General features: G+C 58.8%; 18 protein-coding genes. 13 read left to right on the forward strand and 5 right to left on the reverse strand.

Translation table 11 applies throughout. From position 1 onward, the window contains the following. The first annotated feature begins 75 nt into the window (after nt 1–75). From A6D6_RS09735 to A6D6_RS09745, 3 genes are all read left to right on the forward strand, one after another. Nucleotides 76–357: an ECs_2282 family putative zinc-binding protein gene (locus tag A6D6_RS09735; protein WP_159660617.1), complete on the forward strand. Its 282-nt coding sequence runs from the start codon at nt 76–78 to the stop codon at nt 355–357. Further along, complete coding sequence (locus A6D6_RS09740; RefSeq protein WP_159660618.1) at nt 357–830, forward strand: hypothetical protein; 474 nt, start codon at nt 357–359, stop codon at nt 828–830. The genes A6D6_RS09735 and A6D6_RS09740 overlap by 1 nt, the downstream gene beginning before the upstream one ends. A gap of 100 nt (nt 831–930) precedes the next feature. Beyond that, nucleotides 931–1,398, forward strand: a complete 468-nt coding sequence (locus A6D6_RS09745) for a hypothetical protein (RefSeq protein WP_159660619.1) — start codon at nt 931–933, stop codon at nt 1,396–1,398. 90 nt (nt 1,399–1,488) lie between these two features. Here A6D6_RS09745 and A6D6_RS09750 read toward each other — a convergent pair whose 3' ends face one another. Further along, entirely contained in the window at nt 1,489–1,689 is a 201-nt protein-coding gene (locus A6D6_RS09750; protein WP_159660620.1) for a SymE family type I addiction module toxin, read from the reverse strand. Between the two features lie 269 nt (nt 1,690–1,958). Here A6D6_RS09750 and A6D6_RS22210 point away from each other — a divergent pair, with 269 nt between their 5' ends. From A6D6_RS22210 to A6D6_RS09795, 10 genes are all read left to right on the forward strand, one after another. Further along, complete coding sequence (locus A6D6_RS22210) at nt 1,959–2,375, forward strand: GFA family protein (protein WP_439647236.1); 417 nt, start codon at nt 1,959–1,961, stop codon at nt 2,373–2,375. Nucleotides 2,376–2,444: 69 nt separating this feature from the next. Next, on the forward strand, nt 2,445–2,846 hold the full coding sequence (locus A6D6_RS09755) for a DUF1294 domain-containing protein (protein ID WP_236564062.1): 402 nt from the start codon (nt 2,445–2,447) through the stop codon (nt 2,844–2,846). A 105-nt stretch (nt 2,847–2,951) separates the two neighbouring features. Further along, a complete protein-coding gene (locus A6D6_RS09760) occupies nt 2,952–3,389 on the forward strand; it encodes a membrane protein (RefSeq protein ID WP_022997020.1) in 438 nt (145 codons plus the stop codon). Nucleotides 3,390–3,641: 252 nt separating this feature from the next. Then, nucleotides 3,642–4,433 (forward strand): fatty acid desaturase family protein, encoded by a 792-nt coding sequence (locus A6D6_RS09765; protein ID WP_159660622.1) that lies wholly within the window; start codon nt 3,642–3,644, stop codon nt 4,431–4,433. Nucleotides 4,434–4,685: 252 nt separating this feature from the next. Continuing rightward, the gene (locus A6D6_RS09770) at nt 4,686–5,753 is read left to right on the forward strand and encodes a 2,3-butanediol dehydrogenase (RefSeq protein WP_159660623.1); all 1,068 of its coding nucleotides are present in this window, start codon (nt 4,686–4,688) and stop codon (nt 5,751–5,753) included. Between the two features lie 161 nt (nt 5,754–5,914). Continuing rightward, complete coding sequence (locus A6D6_RS09775) at nt 5,915–6,592, forward strand: penicillin-insensitive murein endopeptidase (RefSeq protein WP_236564063.1); 678 nt, start codon at nt 5,915–5,917, stop codon at nt 6,590–6,592. Nucleotides 6,593–6,601: 9 nt separating this feature from the next. Continuing rightward, entirely contained in the window at nt 6,602–7,063 is a 462-nt protein-coding gene (locus A6D6_RS09780) for a hypothetical protein (protein ID WP_159660625.1), read from the forward strand. 61 nt (nt 7,064–7,124) lie between these two features. Then, nucleotides 7,125–7,538 (forward strand): GFA family protein, encoded by a 414-nt coding sequence (locus tag A6D6_RS09785; protein ID WP_159660626.1) that lies wholly within the window; start codon nt 7,125–7,127, stop codon nt 7,536–7,538. 78 nt (nt 7,539–7,616) lie between these two features. After that, nucleotides 7,617–8,123, forward strand: coding sequence for a GNAT family N-acetyltransferase (locus tag A6D6_RS09790; protein WP_159660627.1), 507 nt, complete (start codon nt 7,617–7,619; stop codon nt 8,121–8,123). Between the two features lie 256 nt (nt 8,124–8,379). Next, nucleotides 8,380–10,707, forward strand: a complete 2,328-nt coding sequence (locus A6D6_RS09795) for an FdhF/YdeP family oxidoreductase (RefSeq protein WP_159660628.1) — start codon at nt 8,380–8,382, stop codon at nt 10,705–10,707. A gap of 24 nt (nt 10,708–10,731) precedes the next feature. Here the strand turns inward: A6D6_RS09795 and A6D6_RS09800 are convergent, their stop codons facing one another. The 4 genes from A6D6_RS09800 to A6D6_RS09815 all read right to left on the reverse strand — a co-directional run bounded on the left by A6D6_RS09800 (nt 10,732) and on the right by A6D6_RS09815 (nt 15,775). Next, nucleotides 10,732–11,928 carry a PepSY-associated TM helix domain-containing protein gene (locus tag A6D6_RS09800; protein ID WP_159660629.1) on the reverse strand — a complete coding sequence of 399 codons (1,197 nt, stop codon included), beginning with the start codon at nt 11,926–11,928 and terminating at the stop codon, nt 10,732–10,734. Further along, nucleotides 11,928–14,225 (reverse strand): TonB-dependent siderophore receptor, encoded by a 2,298-nt coding sequence (locus tag A6D6_RS09805; protein ID WP_159660630.1) that lies wholly within the window; start codon nt 14,223–14,225, stop codon nt 11,928–11,930. Before A6D6_RS09805 ends, A6D6_RS09800 begins: the two co-directional genes overlap by 1 nt. 84 nt (nt 14,226–14,309) lie before the next feature. Next, on the reverse strand, nt 14,310–15,224 hold the full coding sequence (locus A6D6_RS09810; RefSeq protein WP_159660631.1) for a FecR family protein: 915 nt from the start codon (nt 15,222–15,224) through the stop codon (nt 14,310–14,312). Beyond that, nucleotides 15,212–15,775: a sigma-70 family RNA polymerase sigma factor gene (locus A6D6_RS09815; protein WP_080530255.1), complete on the reverse strand. Its 564-nt coding sequence runs from the start codon at nt 15,773–15,775 to the stop codon at nt 15,212–15,214. Before A6D6_RS09815 ends, A6D6_RS09810 begins: the two co-directional genes overlap by 13 nt. Nucleotides 15,776–15,867: the final 92 nt, after the last annotated feature.

Consider the following 15,867-nt stretch of genomic DNA (forward strand, 5'->3'; position numbering starts at 1 on the left):
ACAAAGCGCTGTTGCGGACTGCTTTTCTGCTAGCGCTCCAAAGCAGCCGCAAAGCTCACGATTCGGAGAAATCGTATGAATCCAGATAAATACAATAGAAATGTTAGTTTGCTATGCCCGACTTGTGGCTGCTCCGAGTTTTCATATGAAGAAGGTGTAGATGAGTCCATCCAAGTAGTTACATGTGCCTCCTGTGAGCGAGAATTCAATAAAGATGAGCTGATCCGCGAGAATAGCGAAAATATCGATGAGCATCTCTCTGAAATTAAGAAGGAAGTCACTAAAGATTTTGCTGCTGAAGTCCGCAAATCGTTGAAGAAAGCATTTTCTGGAAGCAAGAATATAAGGTTCAAGTGATGCCGGTTTCTATAGATGTGGGTGACGTAATAGCTGGTTTAGCATTCCTTCTGTCGGCATATGCAACTTGGCAGACTGTTAGCTTCAATAAGAAGCAAAGAGCCCTCGTTGAAAGCCAAGAAAAGCTGAACAATCGTCTGTTGGAGAAAGAGAGCGAAGATTCACTGAAAGAAAAACGAGCCGATCTTGGAGCATCTTTTATAAAGTTGGGAAGCAGCAAATATCGGCTAAAAATCTGGAATAAGGGTGCTGCTACTGCTAGAAACGTTAGGTTAGAGTTTCCAGAGGGAAATGATGTTGTTATCGATTCAGATGTGGCAGATAAGTTTCCGCTGGAAAGCTTGGAAAAGCATCAGTCTGTCGAACTAATTGCAGCAGTACATATGCAAACCAAGAGAAAGCATGTTGTGCGGCTTATTTGGGAAGATGAAGCACAGGCCTACAATGAAAAGCTTTCCTACCCAACATTGTAAAACACGTAACAAGCCAAAGCAGCCGACCGCCATAAGCACCGGCCAAAAAACGGCCGGCACTCATGGCGGCAGCTGTTTGGAGCGTTAGGAGGCTAGTCAAATGGGACGCGCAACAATGATAAAAGCAACAATGTTGATAACTGCTTTTATGCTGCTGGGCTTTCATCAGAGTGGATTCGCAAATGATAAAAATGACCTATTAAGGATAAATATCTCAAATAGTGCCTTCGGGGCCACATCAATCTATTTCTCGTCTTCCGCATTTGGCGCCGAATCGGTACATATTGCTGATAGCCGGTTTGGATCGGTAGTGGTCGGAATTACTTCCAGTGAACAGGATGCAAATGTTGTTGTAGAAGTATCGCCAACATCTTTTGGCGCAGATGCGTACTATTTTTCAAGCAGCGCATTCGGAGCAAAGAGTATTCATTTTTCGAAATCATCGTTTGGTGCAAAGTCAATCTACCTTGCCAAAAGTGGACTGGTTGATGTGGCTGTTTATGTGAAAGGCGGAGACATAACCCTGCAGCAATTGATTGCTATTCTTATAGATAAAGGAGTGATCTAGATTTGACTAATCGAGCGGAGTATGGGGTCGGGTCTTGCCTTTTGCCTATCGGTGACGGGAGTGCCCCGGCCTAAGACCGGGGCTTCAAGTCTACCGGCTGCTATCTCGCACAATAGACAGTCGTCCTTCCTCCACGGTCACAGACACCGGTGTATCGATACCGAACCCGGCTTTCTCAAGCCAGTTACCCTGTAGAAGAAGAAACGGAACTTTCGGGCAGCCTTTGCCTCGCTGGCTTTGAGGGGTGTAATAGCGGCGCCCTTTGCGAACTTTGAGTTTGCGTTGTTTCATGGTGTTACTCCTGTTGCAATTTCTAGGTTGCTTGGCTTGGGCGGTCGGGAGGCTAGAAACAGCAACAGGTACTGCTCCGACTATTTCCTGCGGACAGGTGTTGTATTCGTCGGACCTCCCGACCCTGACTTGCTTCCCCGGATTTCGGGCACAAAAAAACCGCAATGCTTCCGGGGTGCGGTTTTGCCCGCCTGCTGGGAGTTTCTAGGCTCCGTCCGTTCAGGGTACGGTATTGGCTTTGGTTGTCAAGAATTTGCAAAGGAGGAGCCATGGAGAAGACACTTAGGGGGCGTTGCCTATGTGGCGCTGTGGAATATCAGGTTCCGGATGCCCTCAAATACGCCGGCTACTGCTACAGTTCGGAATGCCGTAGGTTCTCGGGTTCGGCATTCTCCGCTTTTGGTGGGATATCGGAAGCGGATCCGGAGGTGCTGAAGGGCGAGCGCCAAATTGCCTCCTATCGCAAGAGTAGCGGGTCGCGGGGGAGGGTCTTGCGTTTTGCCTTGTCGGAAAATCAGGTCCAGATAAACAAAACGCAAGGTCCGGCCCTTAAAGCCCACGGAGTGATAACCGTGGCGGGTTTCCTTCCCTCTGGGTGGCAATGCTCTGGAAATCCAGTCCGTTGCCGTCTTGGGGAGGAGGCTTGCTGTTGGCGTTTCTGGGAGCGGGAATCCCGCTTACCGTAACGTGAAAGGTTGGGTCCATGGACAATGAAACCTAAAGCATCTTCGGGGAAGCGATCATCCATTGCCCGTGTGAACCGATTCCTGCCTGCCTTGCTGGTCGTGGTGGCGTTTTTCGTCGGGTTGGCCATTCTCGCTCCTGAGTCTGAACGGCGATGGTTCGTCGGTTTCTACGCGCTGATGAGCGTGCTGAGCTTTTCACTTTATGGCTTGGATAAGCGGGCTTCGGTGCGTGGTGGTTGGCGCACTCCCGAGGCGCGGCTGCATGTGGTCGAGCTGCTGGGGGGCTGGCCCGGTGCTTTGCTGGCGCAGCGGGTGTTCCGCCACAAGACCCGCAAGACGTCGTTCCAGGTGGTGTTCTACCTGGTGGTGGCGGCCAATCTGGGGGCGCTGGGGTGGTTGCTCTTTGCGGACGTCGGGCCGGGCTGGCCCCTGCTTTCCGGGCTGGGGGAAGGCCTCCGGGACGGCCTTTAGCGAGGGGCGTGTTGCGTTGTCAGGTCCGGCCCTGGGCCGCGCGGCCAAGGCGTGCCGGTGGGGTTGGTGACATAGTCCGGGCTTGGTTGATGAACTGAGGGCGCTATGACGGCGAGCACATTGGCATTGTGGAGTTGCGGGCTGTTCTTTCTGGTCGGCCTGCTGACTGGGGTGTGGAAGTACGTTCAGATCAGGGGCAGTGACAAGGCCCGGGCGCATTACTATGTGGACATCGCCCACCGGGCGAGCCTGATGTACGCCTTTGCTTGTCTGGTGCTGGAGCGCTTCGCGGTGCTCAGTGTCTGGCCGGAGTGGGTTAACGTGCTGGCGGTGTTGGCGTCGGTGCTGTTTTTCGCTTTGGCGGTGGGCAGCTATATTCTGCACGGCGCGCTCAAGGACACGCGTAACCAGCTGCAGAAGCCGCACGCTTTCGGCGCCGGGTCCTTGCCGGCGTGGTTGATAAGCGGTTTCATGTGGGTGTTGGTGATCGCCGAGATCGGCGGTTTCCTGGTACTGTTCGCGGGGTTTGCCGCCGCGCCTTGAGCCCGCAGGCCGGGGTGACGCGCCGAAGGGGTGGACAGGTGGTCGGCGATGATTCGCGCGCTTTCCGAGGCCTTGGTCAGGTCCGTCGGCGCGCTGGCGGGCTGGCCGTCGCGGAATGACGCTGTTGGGGGTGGGTCTTGCCTTTTGCCCCCTTAAGGTTAAGGTTGCATGAATGCGGGAAAAGTAAGGCCTGCATTTCGGACAGTCAAACCCAGAAAAGCTCGCGGACGTTAGGTGCCAAAAGGACGGGGAATGCACAAGGACGAAATAGACTGCCTACGCACAATTGAGTGGAAGGATCTACTGTCCCTCAATCGTCTGGAAATCCTGAACGAGCTGAGTATTTCCCTTCCGTGGCTGGTCGGTTCCTGGGTGGCCGCCTCGTATGAGCAATATCTGATTGCGCTCATCTGTTCGTTCATGTTTTTTCTCACCGGCCTACGGCAGGTCCACAATGCCTATCACTATGCCCTTGGCATTTCGCGTCGCCTGACGGAGTGGGTGATGTTTGGGCTGAGCATCCTTATGCTCGGTTCCATGCACGCGATTCAGATTAATCATCTTCGCCACCATCGCTATTGCATGGAGGAGGAAGATATTGAGGCGATGAGTGCGCGGTTGCCCGGGTGGCAAGCGGTTCTTATCGGTCCGTTTTTCCCGTTGCGTTTGCATCTGAAGGCCATCGAAGTAGGCAGTCGGCGCCAGCGAAGCTGGATACTCGCGGAGCTGGTGGCGAATGTGGCCTGGGTGGGGCTCGTTTTCGGTGTCCTTGAGGTTAAATGGCTGGAGTATCACGTACTGGCCATGGCCGCGGGGCAGTGTCTTACGGCCTTCTTTGCCGTGTGGACCGTGCATCACGATTGTGAAGCGGAGAAGCTGAAGGCCCGAACTATCCGAGGCAGGTTCAAAGCGCTGCTCACCTACAACATGTTTTTCCATGTTGAGCATCATCTCTTTCCGGCCGTCCCTACTTGCAAGCTCGACATTCTTGCAAGACGTCTGGATCGCATGGCGCCGGATTTGGTGGCCAAGAAGGTGTTCTAGGAGCCGATATGTGTCTTCGGGCTGCGCAAGTGGGTTATCAGCCGGCCCCTGGGCTCTGACGAGTTCAAGCGCGGGGCACCTGTAATGCTTGTGACAGTTGGCACGTTACACCTGTAAAGAAGATAGCATCTGAGACAGTACGCTCCCTTCTCTTATTCAGATGATCCCGTAACTTCATGCTCCTGACGGCCGACAGCGATGTTGGTGCGTATTTTGCTGGATATCGTTAACAAAAACGTAAGGAGCAGAATAATGAAGGCAGCACGTTTTTATGACCGTGGCGATATCCGTATCGAGGACATACCGGAGCCCGTCGTGGAACCTGGTACGGTCGGTATCGAGGTGGCATGGTGTGGTATCTGCGGCACGGATTTGCATGAGTTCATGGAAGGGCCGATCTTTATTCCTCCCTGTGGCCATCCGCATCCCATCTCCAAGGAGTCGGCCCCGGTTACCATGGGCCATGAGTTTTCCGGTGTGGTGTATGCCGTGGGTGAGGGGGTGAGCGACATCGAAGTCGGTCAGCATGTGGTGGTGGAGCCTTACATTGTGGCGGATGAGGTGCCCACCGGGCCCGGTGATAAGTATCATCTGTCCAAGAACATGAACTTCATCGGCCTGGGTGGTCGGGGTGGCGGCCTGTCCGAGAAAATCGCGGTTAAGCGCCGTTGGGTGCACCCGATCTCCAAGGATATTCCGCTGGACCAGGCTGCCTTGATCGAGCCCTTGTCCGTGGGGCACCACGCGTTCACTCGCAGCGGCGCCAAGGCTGGTGATGTGGCGCTGGTCGGTGGAGCCGGGCCTATTGGCTTGCTGCTCTCGGCGATTCTGAAAGCCAAGGGGCTGAGCGTTATCGTCACGGAGCTCAGCAGCGCGCGCAAGAAAAAGGCCTCCGAGTCCGGTGTCGCCGACTATATTCTGGACCCCTCCGAAGTGGATGTGGTCGAGGAAGTGATGAAGATCACCGAGGGCAGAGGCGTGGATGTGGCGTTTGAATGCTCCAGCGTGAACAAGGTTCTGGATACCCTGGTGGCTGCGACTGCTTCCGCCGGCGTAGTGGTGATTGTGTCCATCTGGAGTCATCCAGCCACCGTCAATGTACATAGTGTGGTAATGAAGGAGCTCGACGTGCGTGGGACCATTGCGTACTGCAATGACCACCAGGAAACGATCCGGCTGGTGGAGGAGGGCAGGATCAACCTGGAGCCCTTCATCACCCAGCGTATTCAATTGGATGATCTGGTTTCGAAAGGGTTCGATACCCTGATCCATAACAATGAATCCGCTGTGAAGATCATTGTTCAGCCTCGAATAAGTTGAGCACGCCTGGGTGGGACTGGTCCCACCCGCTACCTGTTCTGGAGTGAAACGGGTTAAACCGGTGGAAAGGAAGGCCAGAACACGGGAACGACCACGGGTGTCCCGTTCAATACGCTTCTGTGCGATCCTGAGTGCCAGGGATGTTGGCGCGGAGGATGCCTATGCGAAGACTCACCGTTGTTTTTCTACTTCTCCCGGTATTGGCGGTGGCCAAGGAAAGCACTTGCTATGGAACCACGTCAAAGGGCAGTCTCGCTGGCGGTGTCAAGCTGCCATTGAGCGGCGGCAATTTTGAGAGTTACAGCGCCATGGCTCACGCAGCGGGACGAACCTATGTCCATTCCGAAGTAAGAGACATCGTGGTATCCGCTTACCAGGACCTGGAAAAGGAACAACCGGAGAAGGTCTACAAGTACGCGGAGACCGGGTTCAAGGAAGGCGGCCGGTTCGAGCCTCATAAGACTCACATGAACGGGTTGTCGGTGGATTTCATGGTTCCGGTGGTGGATTCCGAGGGGAAATCCGTTCATCTTCCGAGCCATCCTCTCAACCGTTTTGGTTATGACATCGAGTTTGATGGCGATAGTGCCTACGAGGGCTTGCGGATCGACTATGAGGCGATGGCCGCTCATATCGTGGCGTTGCACCGGCAAGCGACGTCACGGGGCCACGAGCTGTGGCGGGTTATCTTCGACCCTGAGTTACAGCCGAACCTTTATAAGACCAGGTACGCGGAGTACTTGCGTGGCAACATACAGTTTTCCACCAGGCGGTCCTGGGTGCGTCACGATGAGCATTACCATGTCGACTTTGACCTGCCCTGCAAACAGGTACGTTGAGGCAGACATATGCCAGAATACTCGGATATCTACGTCATCTCCGACAAAAGAGATGAAAAGACAGTGGAAGACTTCCTGAATTGCTTTCTTCCCGACAGAGAAGAAAGTGCTGACGAATATGAAATCCCTCAATTTTCGGAATCCCCTGACGTCGTATATTCGAAGGCCCTGGAGCTGGTGAAGTATTGCAGTGCAAACCAGAGGGCGGAATACGCCGCATACTGGAGAGCGGTAAATCAGGGAAAGCCAGAGCATGCAATGGTGTTCTATCTCAAGGACGGTCACGTGATCTACGGCCTTTCCACGGATGCTGGTGATGAAGCTTTCGCCAATGGACTATTAGCAGAATTGAAGGCGTTCCTTGGGGCAGAGTTCGGCTACATTGGCCATGAAGCATCGCCGGATGCGGCCGATCTGCCGGAATTCATGCGGGAAATGGAGAACCATCAGCGTTGTAATGTCGGGGGCTGATGTTTCCGGTTATCTGCCGCCGGGCTACCTGATCTCGATCTTAATTGGAATGAAAGGAACCATGATGGATAACCTGCGTGAAGTCGATGGCGTGCCGATTCGTCCCAAACACAAGGCGACATGCCATTGCGGTTCGGTGGAGCTTGAATTCGATCTCCCCGACGGGCTGGCTGAAGTGCGTAGGTGCGATTGCTCTCTATGTCGGCGAAGGGGGGCGATAGTGGCCTCGGTGCCCCTGTCTGGTATCCGGATAGTGAAAGGCGAGGATGTTCTCAGGCTGTATCAATTCAACACGATGACGGCGAAGCATTATTTTTGTGGTCGTTGCGGGATCTATACGCACCATCAAAGACGCTCCAATCCATCACAGTATGGTTTCAATGTCGCCTGTCTGGAAGGCATTAATCCATTGAAGATAGAGGGCGTGCCGACCAATGACGGCGTCAATCACCCCGCGGACAGGAGAGACCTCTAGCTGGTGCCGGTGTGTTAGGGCGCTATACTGTGGGGTGTACCAAGGGCTGTTTGGGCAAAATTGAAGCTGAGTCCCTGAATGAACTTCGAAATTCGAGCGGAAGCCGCGTCCGATATAGCGGCCATCCATGATGTAACGGCGGCCGCCTTCCTGAATGCGCCGCACACGGATCATACTGAGCAGTTCATCGTTGACGCCTTGCGAGAGGCGGGAGCTCTCACCGTATCGTTGGTGGCGGTGGAAATGGGCAGGGTGATCGGCCAGGTTTCGCTATCACCGGTTTCAATTTCGGATGGCGCTTCGGGGTGGTATGGGCTGGGGCCCATCTCGGTCAGCCCGGAGCGCCAGGGGCGCGGTGTCGGCAGTGCGCTTATGAAGGCGGCGTTGAATGCGCTGAAAGAAATTGACGCGGCGGGCTGCGTGCTCCTCGGGGATCCTGCCTACTACTCCCGTTTTGGCTTCAAGCCGGAGGCAGGCCTGGTTTTGCCTGATGTTCCCGCTGAATACTTTCAGGTGCTGCCATTGGGGCCATCGTTGCCGCGTGGGGTGGTTACCTATCACGCGGCTTTCAATGCCCAGGGCTGACCGCCCAATAAGTGGAATGGATTCTCCGGTTCATGGTGCCTCCCCGGTAACTGACTGAATGCCCGGGGGAGAGGGTGGCCGGGAGCTTCCTTTCGCCACTTTGCCCCATCACAAAAATCGTCTTATCCTGAATCTCGCCTTGCCGCCGCTTCTTTCCTGAGGTGGTGCTACAGTGGCCTCAACCTGATTCATCTGCTCCGCCACGGGGCCCCCGGCTTTACTGCCGGCTGCCCCGTCCGGACATCGGAGACGCACCATGAGCGACACGCTTCCCCCCGCCGACCGTCTGCGCTTCAAGCCGTACAAGGGCCCGGCCGCTGGCTGGGGCGCCCTGCGCGCCGTCACCGACCATTGGTTTGAGAGCAAGCAGCCGTTCAAGAATCTCTATGCCATGGTCAAGACCAACCAAAGCAACGGTTTCGATTGTCCGGGCTGCGCCTGGGGAGAATCCCCTGAAAGCGGCATGATCAAGTTCTGTGAGAACGGCGCAAAGGCGGTTAACTGGGAAGCTACCAGCCGTCGCGTGGATGCCGCCTTTTTCGAGAAGTACAGCGTTACCGAATTGTTGCAACAGGATGACTACTGGCTGGAGTTCCAGGGCCGGATTACCGAGCCGATGGTGTATGACCGGCAAACCGATCACTACAAGCCGATTCGTTGGGACGACGCCTTCGCGTTGATCGCGCGCCATCTCAATGATCTGGAAAGTCCCCATCAGGCCAGCTTCTATACCTCCGGGCGTGCCAGTAACGAGGCGGCCTATTTGTACCAGTTGTTCGTGCGTGCGTTTGGCACCAATAACTTCCCGGATTGCTCGAATATGTGCCACGAGGCCAGCGGTGTGGCCCTGATCGAAAGTATCGGCACCGGCAAGGGCACTGTCACCTTCGCGGATTTCGACAAAGCCGACGCGTTGTTCCTGTTTGGCCAGAACCCGGGCACCAATCATCCGCGCATGCTCGAGCCGATCCGTGATGCGGTGAAACGCGGAGCCCAGGTGGCGGTGTTCAATCCGCTGAAAGAGCGGGGGCTGGAACGGTTCCAGGCGCCTCAGGATCCGTTGGAAATGCTGACTCAGTCCTCATCGCCGCTGAACACCGCTTACTTTCGCCCGGCTCTGGGCGGTGACATGGCGGCGGTGCGCGGCATGGTGAAGTGGTTGCTGCGGTGGGATCGGGAAGCCCTGGCCAGCGGCGGCGAAGCGGTGTTCGATCATGACTTCATCGCCCAACACACCGACGGCATGGAGCAGTACCTGGCGATGGTGGACGCCACCAGCTGGGAACGGATCGAGGCTCAATCAGGGATCAGCCGCGACGTTCTGGAACAGGCCGCGCGCATTCATCGCGACAGTAAAAGGGTGATTATCTGCTGGGCCATGGGCATTACCCAGCATAAGCATTCCGTGGCCACGGTCCAGGAGATCGCCAATCTGCAGTTGTTGCGTGGCCAGTTCGGCGAGGGCGCCGGACTGTGCCCGGTGCGTGGCCATTCCAATGTGCAAGGGGATCGTACCGTGGGCATTGCCGACGAACCGCCGGCGGCCTTGCTCGATGCCCTGGAAGAACGGTTCGGTTTTACACCGCCGCGCGAGCCCGGATACAACGTGATTACCACGCTGCAGGCGATGGTGGCGGGCAAGATCAAGGTGTTTCTGGCGCTGGGCGGCAATTTCGCCCAGGCCACGCCGGATACGGCGCGCACGCATGAGGCCCTGAGGCGTTGCGAACTGACCGTCCAGATCAGTACCAAACTCAACCGCAGCCATCTGATTTGCGGCCACGAGGCATTGATCCTGCCGTGCCTTGGGCGTACCGACATTGATGAGCAAGCGGACGGCCCGCAGGGCGTCACCGTGGAGGATTCGTTCAGCATGGTGCACTTGTCCCATGGGCAGCTGCGGCCTTTGTCGAAGCAGATGCGGTCCGAGCCGGCGATCATCGCCGGGATCGCCGAAGCCACGCTGGGCAAGACACCTGTGGACTGGAGCGCCCTGGTGGAAAACTACGGCCGTATTCGCGATCTGATTGAGGACACCCTTCCCGGTTTCGACGACTTCAACGCGCGGCTCAAGACGCCGGGCGGCTTCTACCTGGGTAATCCCGCCCGCGATCGCCAATGGCACACGGAGTCCGGCCGTGCCCAATTGGTCAGCCACGCACTACCGGCCACCCTGGTGGATGCGGAGACGCTGGCTTCTGGCGCCAAACCGGATCTGGTGCTGCAGACGCTGCGCTCCCACGATCAGTACAACACCACCATTTACGGCCTGCACGACCGTTACCGGGGCGTGCACGGCGGCCGCAAGGTAGTGTTCGTCAATCATGCCGATCTGGAACGTCTGGGATTCCAGCATGGCGACAAGGTCGATGTGGTTTCTCTATGGCGTGATGGCGAGGAACGGCGGGTCAGCGATTTCACGCTGCTGGAGTACGATGTCCCCGCCGGCCAGGCCGCCGCCTATTACCCGGAAACCAATCCGCTGGTGCCCATGGACAGCTATGGCGACGGCAGCTTTACACCCACCTCCAAGCTGATCGCCATCCGCCTGGAGAAAAGCAGCGCCCCGAAGCGGATAGCTTGATAGGAGCTGATGACGCGGGAATGTTTATCTTCGCGCCTTCCGTTTCCGCCACCAGATCATCACCCCGGTGACGCTGAGCATGACGATCACCAGGCCGAGGAGGGTTACGGCTATCCGGTAAGGCAGCCCACCCAAAGCGGCGATGTGCAGAGTGGTCAACCAGGAGGTGAGGGTGTCGCCAGAGGCTTCTCCAGTTGGCAGGTAGTGCCCGAGCGGCGCGCCGGTGGTGGCGTCCACGTAGACCCAGGTTTCACCAAAGCGCTGGTTGACGTCACTGCTGGTGCGGGCCATCAGTTTGAGTGTGTTCTTGTCCGGGTGGTAGGCGAAGCGCTCCACCGCCTTGATGGAAAAGCCACGCTCCGCCGCCAGGGTCTCCAATCTTTGCCGGGCGATCAGGAAGCCTTGCTCCCAGCCGATTTGGGGGTGGCGGGAAGGTGTGTCCTGTGTCGGGATGTCCACCAATGGATCTTCCTGGAAAGTCAGAAACAGCCCGGCGGTGGGGCGATAGACCTCCGCATGGAGGTTCATGGCCACGCTGCTCCAGGCGAACACCAGCAGCAGAGCCCAGGGCCACAGGCCGCCGGCGCGATGGAGATCGAAGCGGCGTTTATGGGGGCCAGCGCGCCAGCGAATTTTCCACGCCGGGATCCAACGCTTGCAGAAACGGCGAGGGCGCGGTGGACCGTTACGGCTTTGCCGGGGCGGGAAGGTGAGCCAGGCACCAATGAAGCAGTCCAGGACCCACAGAAGACTGACAATACCGAACGCCCAGGTGCCGATGGTGCCCAATGCCAGGGCGTGATGCAGGCGGTGGATGAATGGCATCAGGTTGGTGGGGCCCGCCGTGATGTCGCCCCACAGCCGTCCCCCCAGTATGTCGCCGCTGTAAGGGTCAACAAATATTTCGTCCATGGGCAGGGCCGCGCCACCGGGCTCTGGGGCAATAAAAAAGCGCATCGGGCTGTGGGCATCCGGCGGCGCCAGCATCATCCAGTTTGCCGCGGCGTCGGGAAAAGCGGCATCGACCTTTTCCCGCAGTATGAATGGCGAGAGCGGCTCACTGTCCGCCGCCGGTGGTTCCACTCGCAGCAGGCCCGGGTTGATCAGCGCATCCAGCGGGTAATACCACACCAGCACAGCGCCGGTCAGGCCGGCGATGATCAGGAAACCCGCCATCACCAGCCCGATGTAGCGGTGCAGTAGCACCAGCCGTTTGCGCATCAGAACAGGTACTTCAGGCGCGCCAGATAAGTGCGGCCCTCTTCACGGATCACGCCGTCGAAGGAGCCGGGGGAGAAGATCTCTTCGTCGGTGACATTGTTGAACAACAGGTCCAGTTGCAAAGCATCGGTGATGACATAGTAGGCCCCCAGGTCCAAGCGGGTGTAGGCGGGCAGAGAGACGCTGTTGTCCGCGTTGGCGGGGCGTTCGTCCACGTAGGCGACAGTGCCGCCCAGGCTCAGGCCGGTGACGGCGTTGAGGTAGTAGCGGCTTTGCAGGGCGGCGGTGTGCAGGGGCACGTTGACGAAGCGGTTGCCTTCCAGGGTGGCGTCGTCGGTGCGCAGCACTTCGGTGTCGGTGTAGCCGTAGCCGGCGCTCAGGTAGAGGTTGCTGGTGGCGTAGCCGTCCACGGTGAGCTCGGCGCCCTGGGAGCGGGCGCGGCCCTGGGCCACCAGGAAGCCGGCGTTGAGCGGGTCGCTGATGGGCATGTTGTCTTTCTCGATGATGAAGCCGGCTGCGTTGATGTTGAGGCGGCCGGCGTTGACGCGCACGCCCACTTCGTACTGCACGCTTTCTTCCGCGTCCAGGGGTTGGCGGCCAGAGGTGGTGCCTTGCTGTGGCACGAAGGCTTCGTTGCGGCTCACATAGAGTGAGGCGTTGTCGCTGAGGTCATGGACCAGGCCGAACTGAGTGGTCCAGGCGGTTTCACCGAGTTCGGCGCGGGTGATGCTGTTGTTGTCGAGGAAGTCGGTGGTCTTCTGGGACTGTTCCGCGTCGGTGTAGCGCAGGCCGGCGAGCACATGCCATTTTTCCGCCACGGTGATGCGGTCCTGGACGAAGCCAGCCAGGATGCGGTCGGTCTGGGTGAAGCCGCGGTCGCGGGCCAGGGTGCTCAGGTCCATGGGGCCGTAAACGGGTTGGTACAGGTCGATGGGGTCGATCAGGTAAATCTGGGTGGGACGGGTGCTGTCGGATTCCCGGTAGTTGATGCCGGTGATGAAACGGTGTTTGAGCGCGCCGGTGGTGGCTTCGCCGCTGAGGTCCAGGATCACTTCATGGTCGGTTTGCCTGGCGTCGTCGCTGGCGAAGATGATGCGGTTCAGAGTGCGGAAGTCCGCGCCCAGGCCGAAGGGCGCGTATTCGCGCCAGTCGGCGCTGTTGCGGGTATAGGCGTAGCTGAGGCGGGCGTCGATATTATCGGTGAGCGCCCGGGTAAGCCGGGTGTTCAGGTAGATCGAGTCGCGGTCGGTGACGCCGTCTTTCCCGGCGACGTTGAAGTCGTCGCCGTAGTCGCCATTGGGATTGGGCTCGATGGCGCCCTCCGCCGGGGCGCCGCCGGGCAGGGCGGTCCATTCGTTGCGTGAGTAGCTGCCTTCCACCGTCAGGTTGGTGGTGTCGGTGAGGTCCACGGTCACATTGGGTGCCACGAACAGCCGCTCGTACCCCCAATGGTCCATGGAGCCGTGGCTGTCCTGGTGCGCCAGGTTGAGGCGGGCACGCACCCGATCATTGAGCGGGCCGGTCACGTCCAGGGTGGTGCGGTGGTAATCGTAGCGTCCGTACTCGGCGCTGACTTCCGCCTGGTAATAGTCCAGCGGCTGCTTGGTCACGACGTTGATGGTGCCGCCCGGTTCCATCTGACCGTACAGTACCGAGGCCGGGCCTTTGAGGACTTCCAGACGCTCCACATTGGCGAGGTCGGTGGGGTGATCGGTTTGCCGGAAGCCCAGGCCGTTGACGGATTGCTCGGCGTTGAAGCCGCGAATCAGAAAATCGTCGGCGAACATGTCGCGGCCGGAGCCGGAGCGGTTGGCGCTGGGGGTGAGACGTACCACGTCGCCCACGGTATCGGCGCCGGCCAGATCGAAGTTTTCCCGGTCGTAGACGTTTACGCTTTGCGGGATGGCCTCGACGGTGTCGTTTCTCAGGCGGCCATAGACGGAGACCGCCTCCAGCGTGTTCTCCTGCCGAGGCAGTCTTTCCAGTTTGTAGCCGTTGGTACCGTGGATCACGGTGACGCCACTGCCGGCGAGCAGAGCACGCAGCGCCTCTTCCGGAGTGTACTCACCGCTGAGCGCGGGAGCCTGTTTGCCTTGAAGCAGTGAGGCGTCGCCGCCGATGATCAGGCCGGTCTGGCGGGCCAGTTCTATGATGGCCCGATCCAACGGTTGGGCAGGCAGATGGATGGGGACGGGTTGTTGAGCCCGTGCGCTGCCCGGGTGAGTGAGCAGCAAGGGGGCCAGCAAGCCAAGCAACAGCAGCGCTTTGGGGGATGTCGTTCCGGTCTTCGGGATCATTATTGGCTCCAGCGTTATTTTCGCGGTGTCTCTACTGATGAAGACAAAGCAGGAAGCCAATCGGGCAGTACGAAGTACGATTTTTTATTGTCGCTTCAAGATCACATACCAGGGTGTGAAGCGTTGTACCTTCAGGTTCAGGGCGTCGCTCAGTAGCGCCAGGGCCGCGTCGCTGTCGTCGGCGGGCAGCACGCCGGTAAAGTGGGGAGCACGCTGGCCGGCGGTCAGCGTTTCATCCAGCACCAGCATACCGGCACGGTGGTGACTCAGACGCTCGACCACTTGCGGCAGAGGGGTGTTGTTGAAGACCAGTTGTCCGTCCGCCCAATCCGGCCGATGGGCAGGGGCGGTACTCTGGGCGATCAATCCATCGCGGTTCAGGTCGGCTTGTTGCCCGGAAGCCAGGCGGAGGGGGGCGCCGCCGTTATGGGAGGTCACGGCCACGGTGGATTCCTGCACCGCCACCCGGCTGTAGGTGTCCGCCAGTTTCACCGTGTACTGGGTGCCCAGGGCGGTGGCGCTGATGTCCCGCGTCTCTACCTGGAAAGGCGCATCCTGGCCCTTGGCCACGGTGGCGAGCAGTTCGCCGCGCACCAGTTTCACGGTGCGGGCCCCTTCGCTGTAGTCCAGATCCATGGCGCTGTTGCTGTTAAGCACGATCTGGCTGCCGTCGGGCAGGGGCACGGTGCGGATCTCGCCGGCGGCGGTGCGATAGTCCGCGCCCCAATAGGCCCAGGGAAGCTGGGTGCCGGACCAGGCCAGCAGTAGCAGCGAGCCCAGGCCGGTCAGTTGACGCCGGCGTTTGCGGCGTCGTTCGAGGGCGGGTTCGGGAGCCTGCCATATTCGCTGGATCTGCTCGAGCACCTGGCGTCGCCGAGGATCCCCCGCCTGCCAGATTTCGCACTCGGCTTGCAGCCGCGCGCGCTCATCGGAGCCGGCCTCCTGCAAGGCCACCACCCATTCGGCGGCTTGCTGGCGGATACGGTTCAAGTCCGACACGGCGGGTCCAGGCTGTCATAGAGCCGGGCGTGGCAATGGGCCAGCGCCCGGGCCAGGTATTGTTTGACGCTGCTTTCGGAGACCGACAGCCGGCGTCCGATCTGTCGGTAACTGAGTCCTTCAAGGCGTGCCATGAGGAAGGCGCGGCGGGGCTTTTCCGGTAACTCGTCGACCAGCAGCTTGACGACACTGACCAGCAGATTCCGGGCCGCCGCGATCTCCGCCGGTCCCCGGATGTCCCGGGTTTCCAGCAAGATGGCGACCTGGCGCAGGGCTTCCTCCTCCACCTGTTTGCGGTGGTGGCGGTTGATCAGCAGGCGGCTGGCAATGACCAGAAGATAAGCACGCGGCTCGCGCAGTGCCTCCAGGGGCTGGTCGCCGAGAATCAGGCGCAGGAAAGTATCATGGCTCAGATCCGCGGCGTCCTGGGGACAGCGCAGGCGACGATGCAGCCAGTGGGTCAGCCAGCCGTGATGCGCCTCATACAAAGCGCTGATCTCGCCTTGGGAGCGAGGAGGCAAGGGCTGTGGGTTAGTGGCTGTCCCGGTCATGAGTTCCGATACTGTGCTTCAGAATTGAGAGTGATTATCAATTAAAGGCAAAAAGGCTGCAACCGGGCGTGTTTTTGCACCCCCTCGAGCCC

This window comes from Alcanivorax xiamenensis (genome assembly GCF_009846745.1).
GTDB classification, from domain to species: domain Bacteria; phylum Pseudomonadota; class Gammaproteobacteria; order Pseudomonadales; family Alcanivoracaceae; genus Alloalcanivorax; species Alloalcanivorax xiamenensis.

Bases quoted from the DNA above. Each gene is read 5' to 3' on its own strand.
- A6D6_RS09735 (WP_159660617.1), top strand. From the start codon at position 76: ATGAATCCAGATAAATACAATAGAAATGTTAGTTTGCTATGCCCGACT.
- A6D6_RS09740 (WP_159660618.1), top strand. From the start codon at position 357: ATGCCGGTTTCTATAGATGTGGGTGACGTAATAGCTGGTTTAGCATTC.
- A6D6_RS09745 (WP_159660619.1), top strand. From the start codon at position 931: ATGGGACGCGCAACAATGATAAAAGCAACAATGTTGATAACTGCTTTT.
- A6D6_RS09750 (WP_159660620.1), bottom strand. From the start codon at position 1,689: ATGAAACAACGCAAACTCAAAGTTCGCAAAGGGCGCCGCTATTACACC.
- A6D6_RS22210 (WP_439647236.1), top strand. From the start codon at position 1,959: ATGGAGAAGACACTTAGGGGGCGTTGCCTATGTGGCGCTGTGGAATAT.
- A6D6_RS09760 (WP_022997020.1), top strand. From the start codon at position 2,952: ATGACGGCGAGCACATTGGCATTGTGGAGTTGCGGGCTGTTCTTTCTG.
- A6D6_RS09765 (WP_159660622.1), top strand. From the start codon at position 3,642: ATGCACAAGGACGAAATAGACTGCCTACGCACAATTGAGTGGAAGGAT.
- A6D6_RS09770 (WP_159660623.1), top strand. From the start codon at position 4,686: ATGAAGGCAGCACGTTTTTATGACCGTGGCGATATCCGTATCGAGGAC.
- A6D6_RS09775 (WP_236564063.1), top strand. From the start codon at position 5,915: ATGCGAAGACTCACCGTTGTTTTTCTACTTCTCCCGGTATTGGCGGTG.
- A6D6_RS09780 (WP_159660625.1), top strand. From the start codon at position 6,602: ATGCCAGAATACTCGGATATCTACGTCATCTCCGACAAAAGAGATGAA.
- A6D6_RS09785 (WP_159660626.1), top strand. From the start codon at position 7,125: ATGATGGATAACCTGCGTGAAGTCGATGGCGTGCCGATTCGTCCCAAA.
- A6D6_RS09790 (WP_159660627.1), top strand. From the start codon at position 7,617: ATGAACTTCGAAATTCGAGCGGAAGCCGCGTCCGATATAGCGGCCATC.
- A6D6_RS09795 (WP_159660628.1), top strand. From the start codon at position 8,380: ATGAGCGACACGCTTCCCCCCGCCGACCGTCTGCGCTTCAAGCCGTAC.
- A6D6_RS09800 (WP_159660629.1), bottom strand. From the start codon at position 11,928: ATGCGCAAACGGCTGGTGCTACTGCACCGCTACATCGGGCTGGTGATG.
- A6D6_RS09805 (WP_159660630.1), bottom strand. From the start codon at position 14,225: ATGATCCCGAAGACCGGAACGACATCCCCCAAAGCGCTGCTGTTGCTT.
- A6D6_RS09815 (WP_080530255.1), bottom strand. From the start codon at position 15,775: ATGACCGGGACAGCCACTAACCCACAGCCCTTGCCTCCTCGCTCCCAA.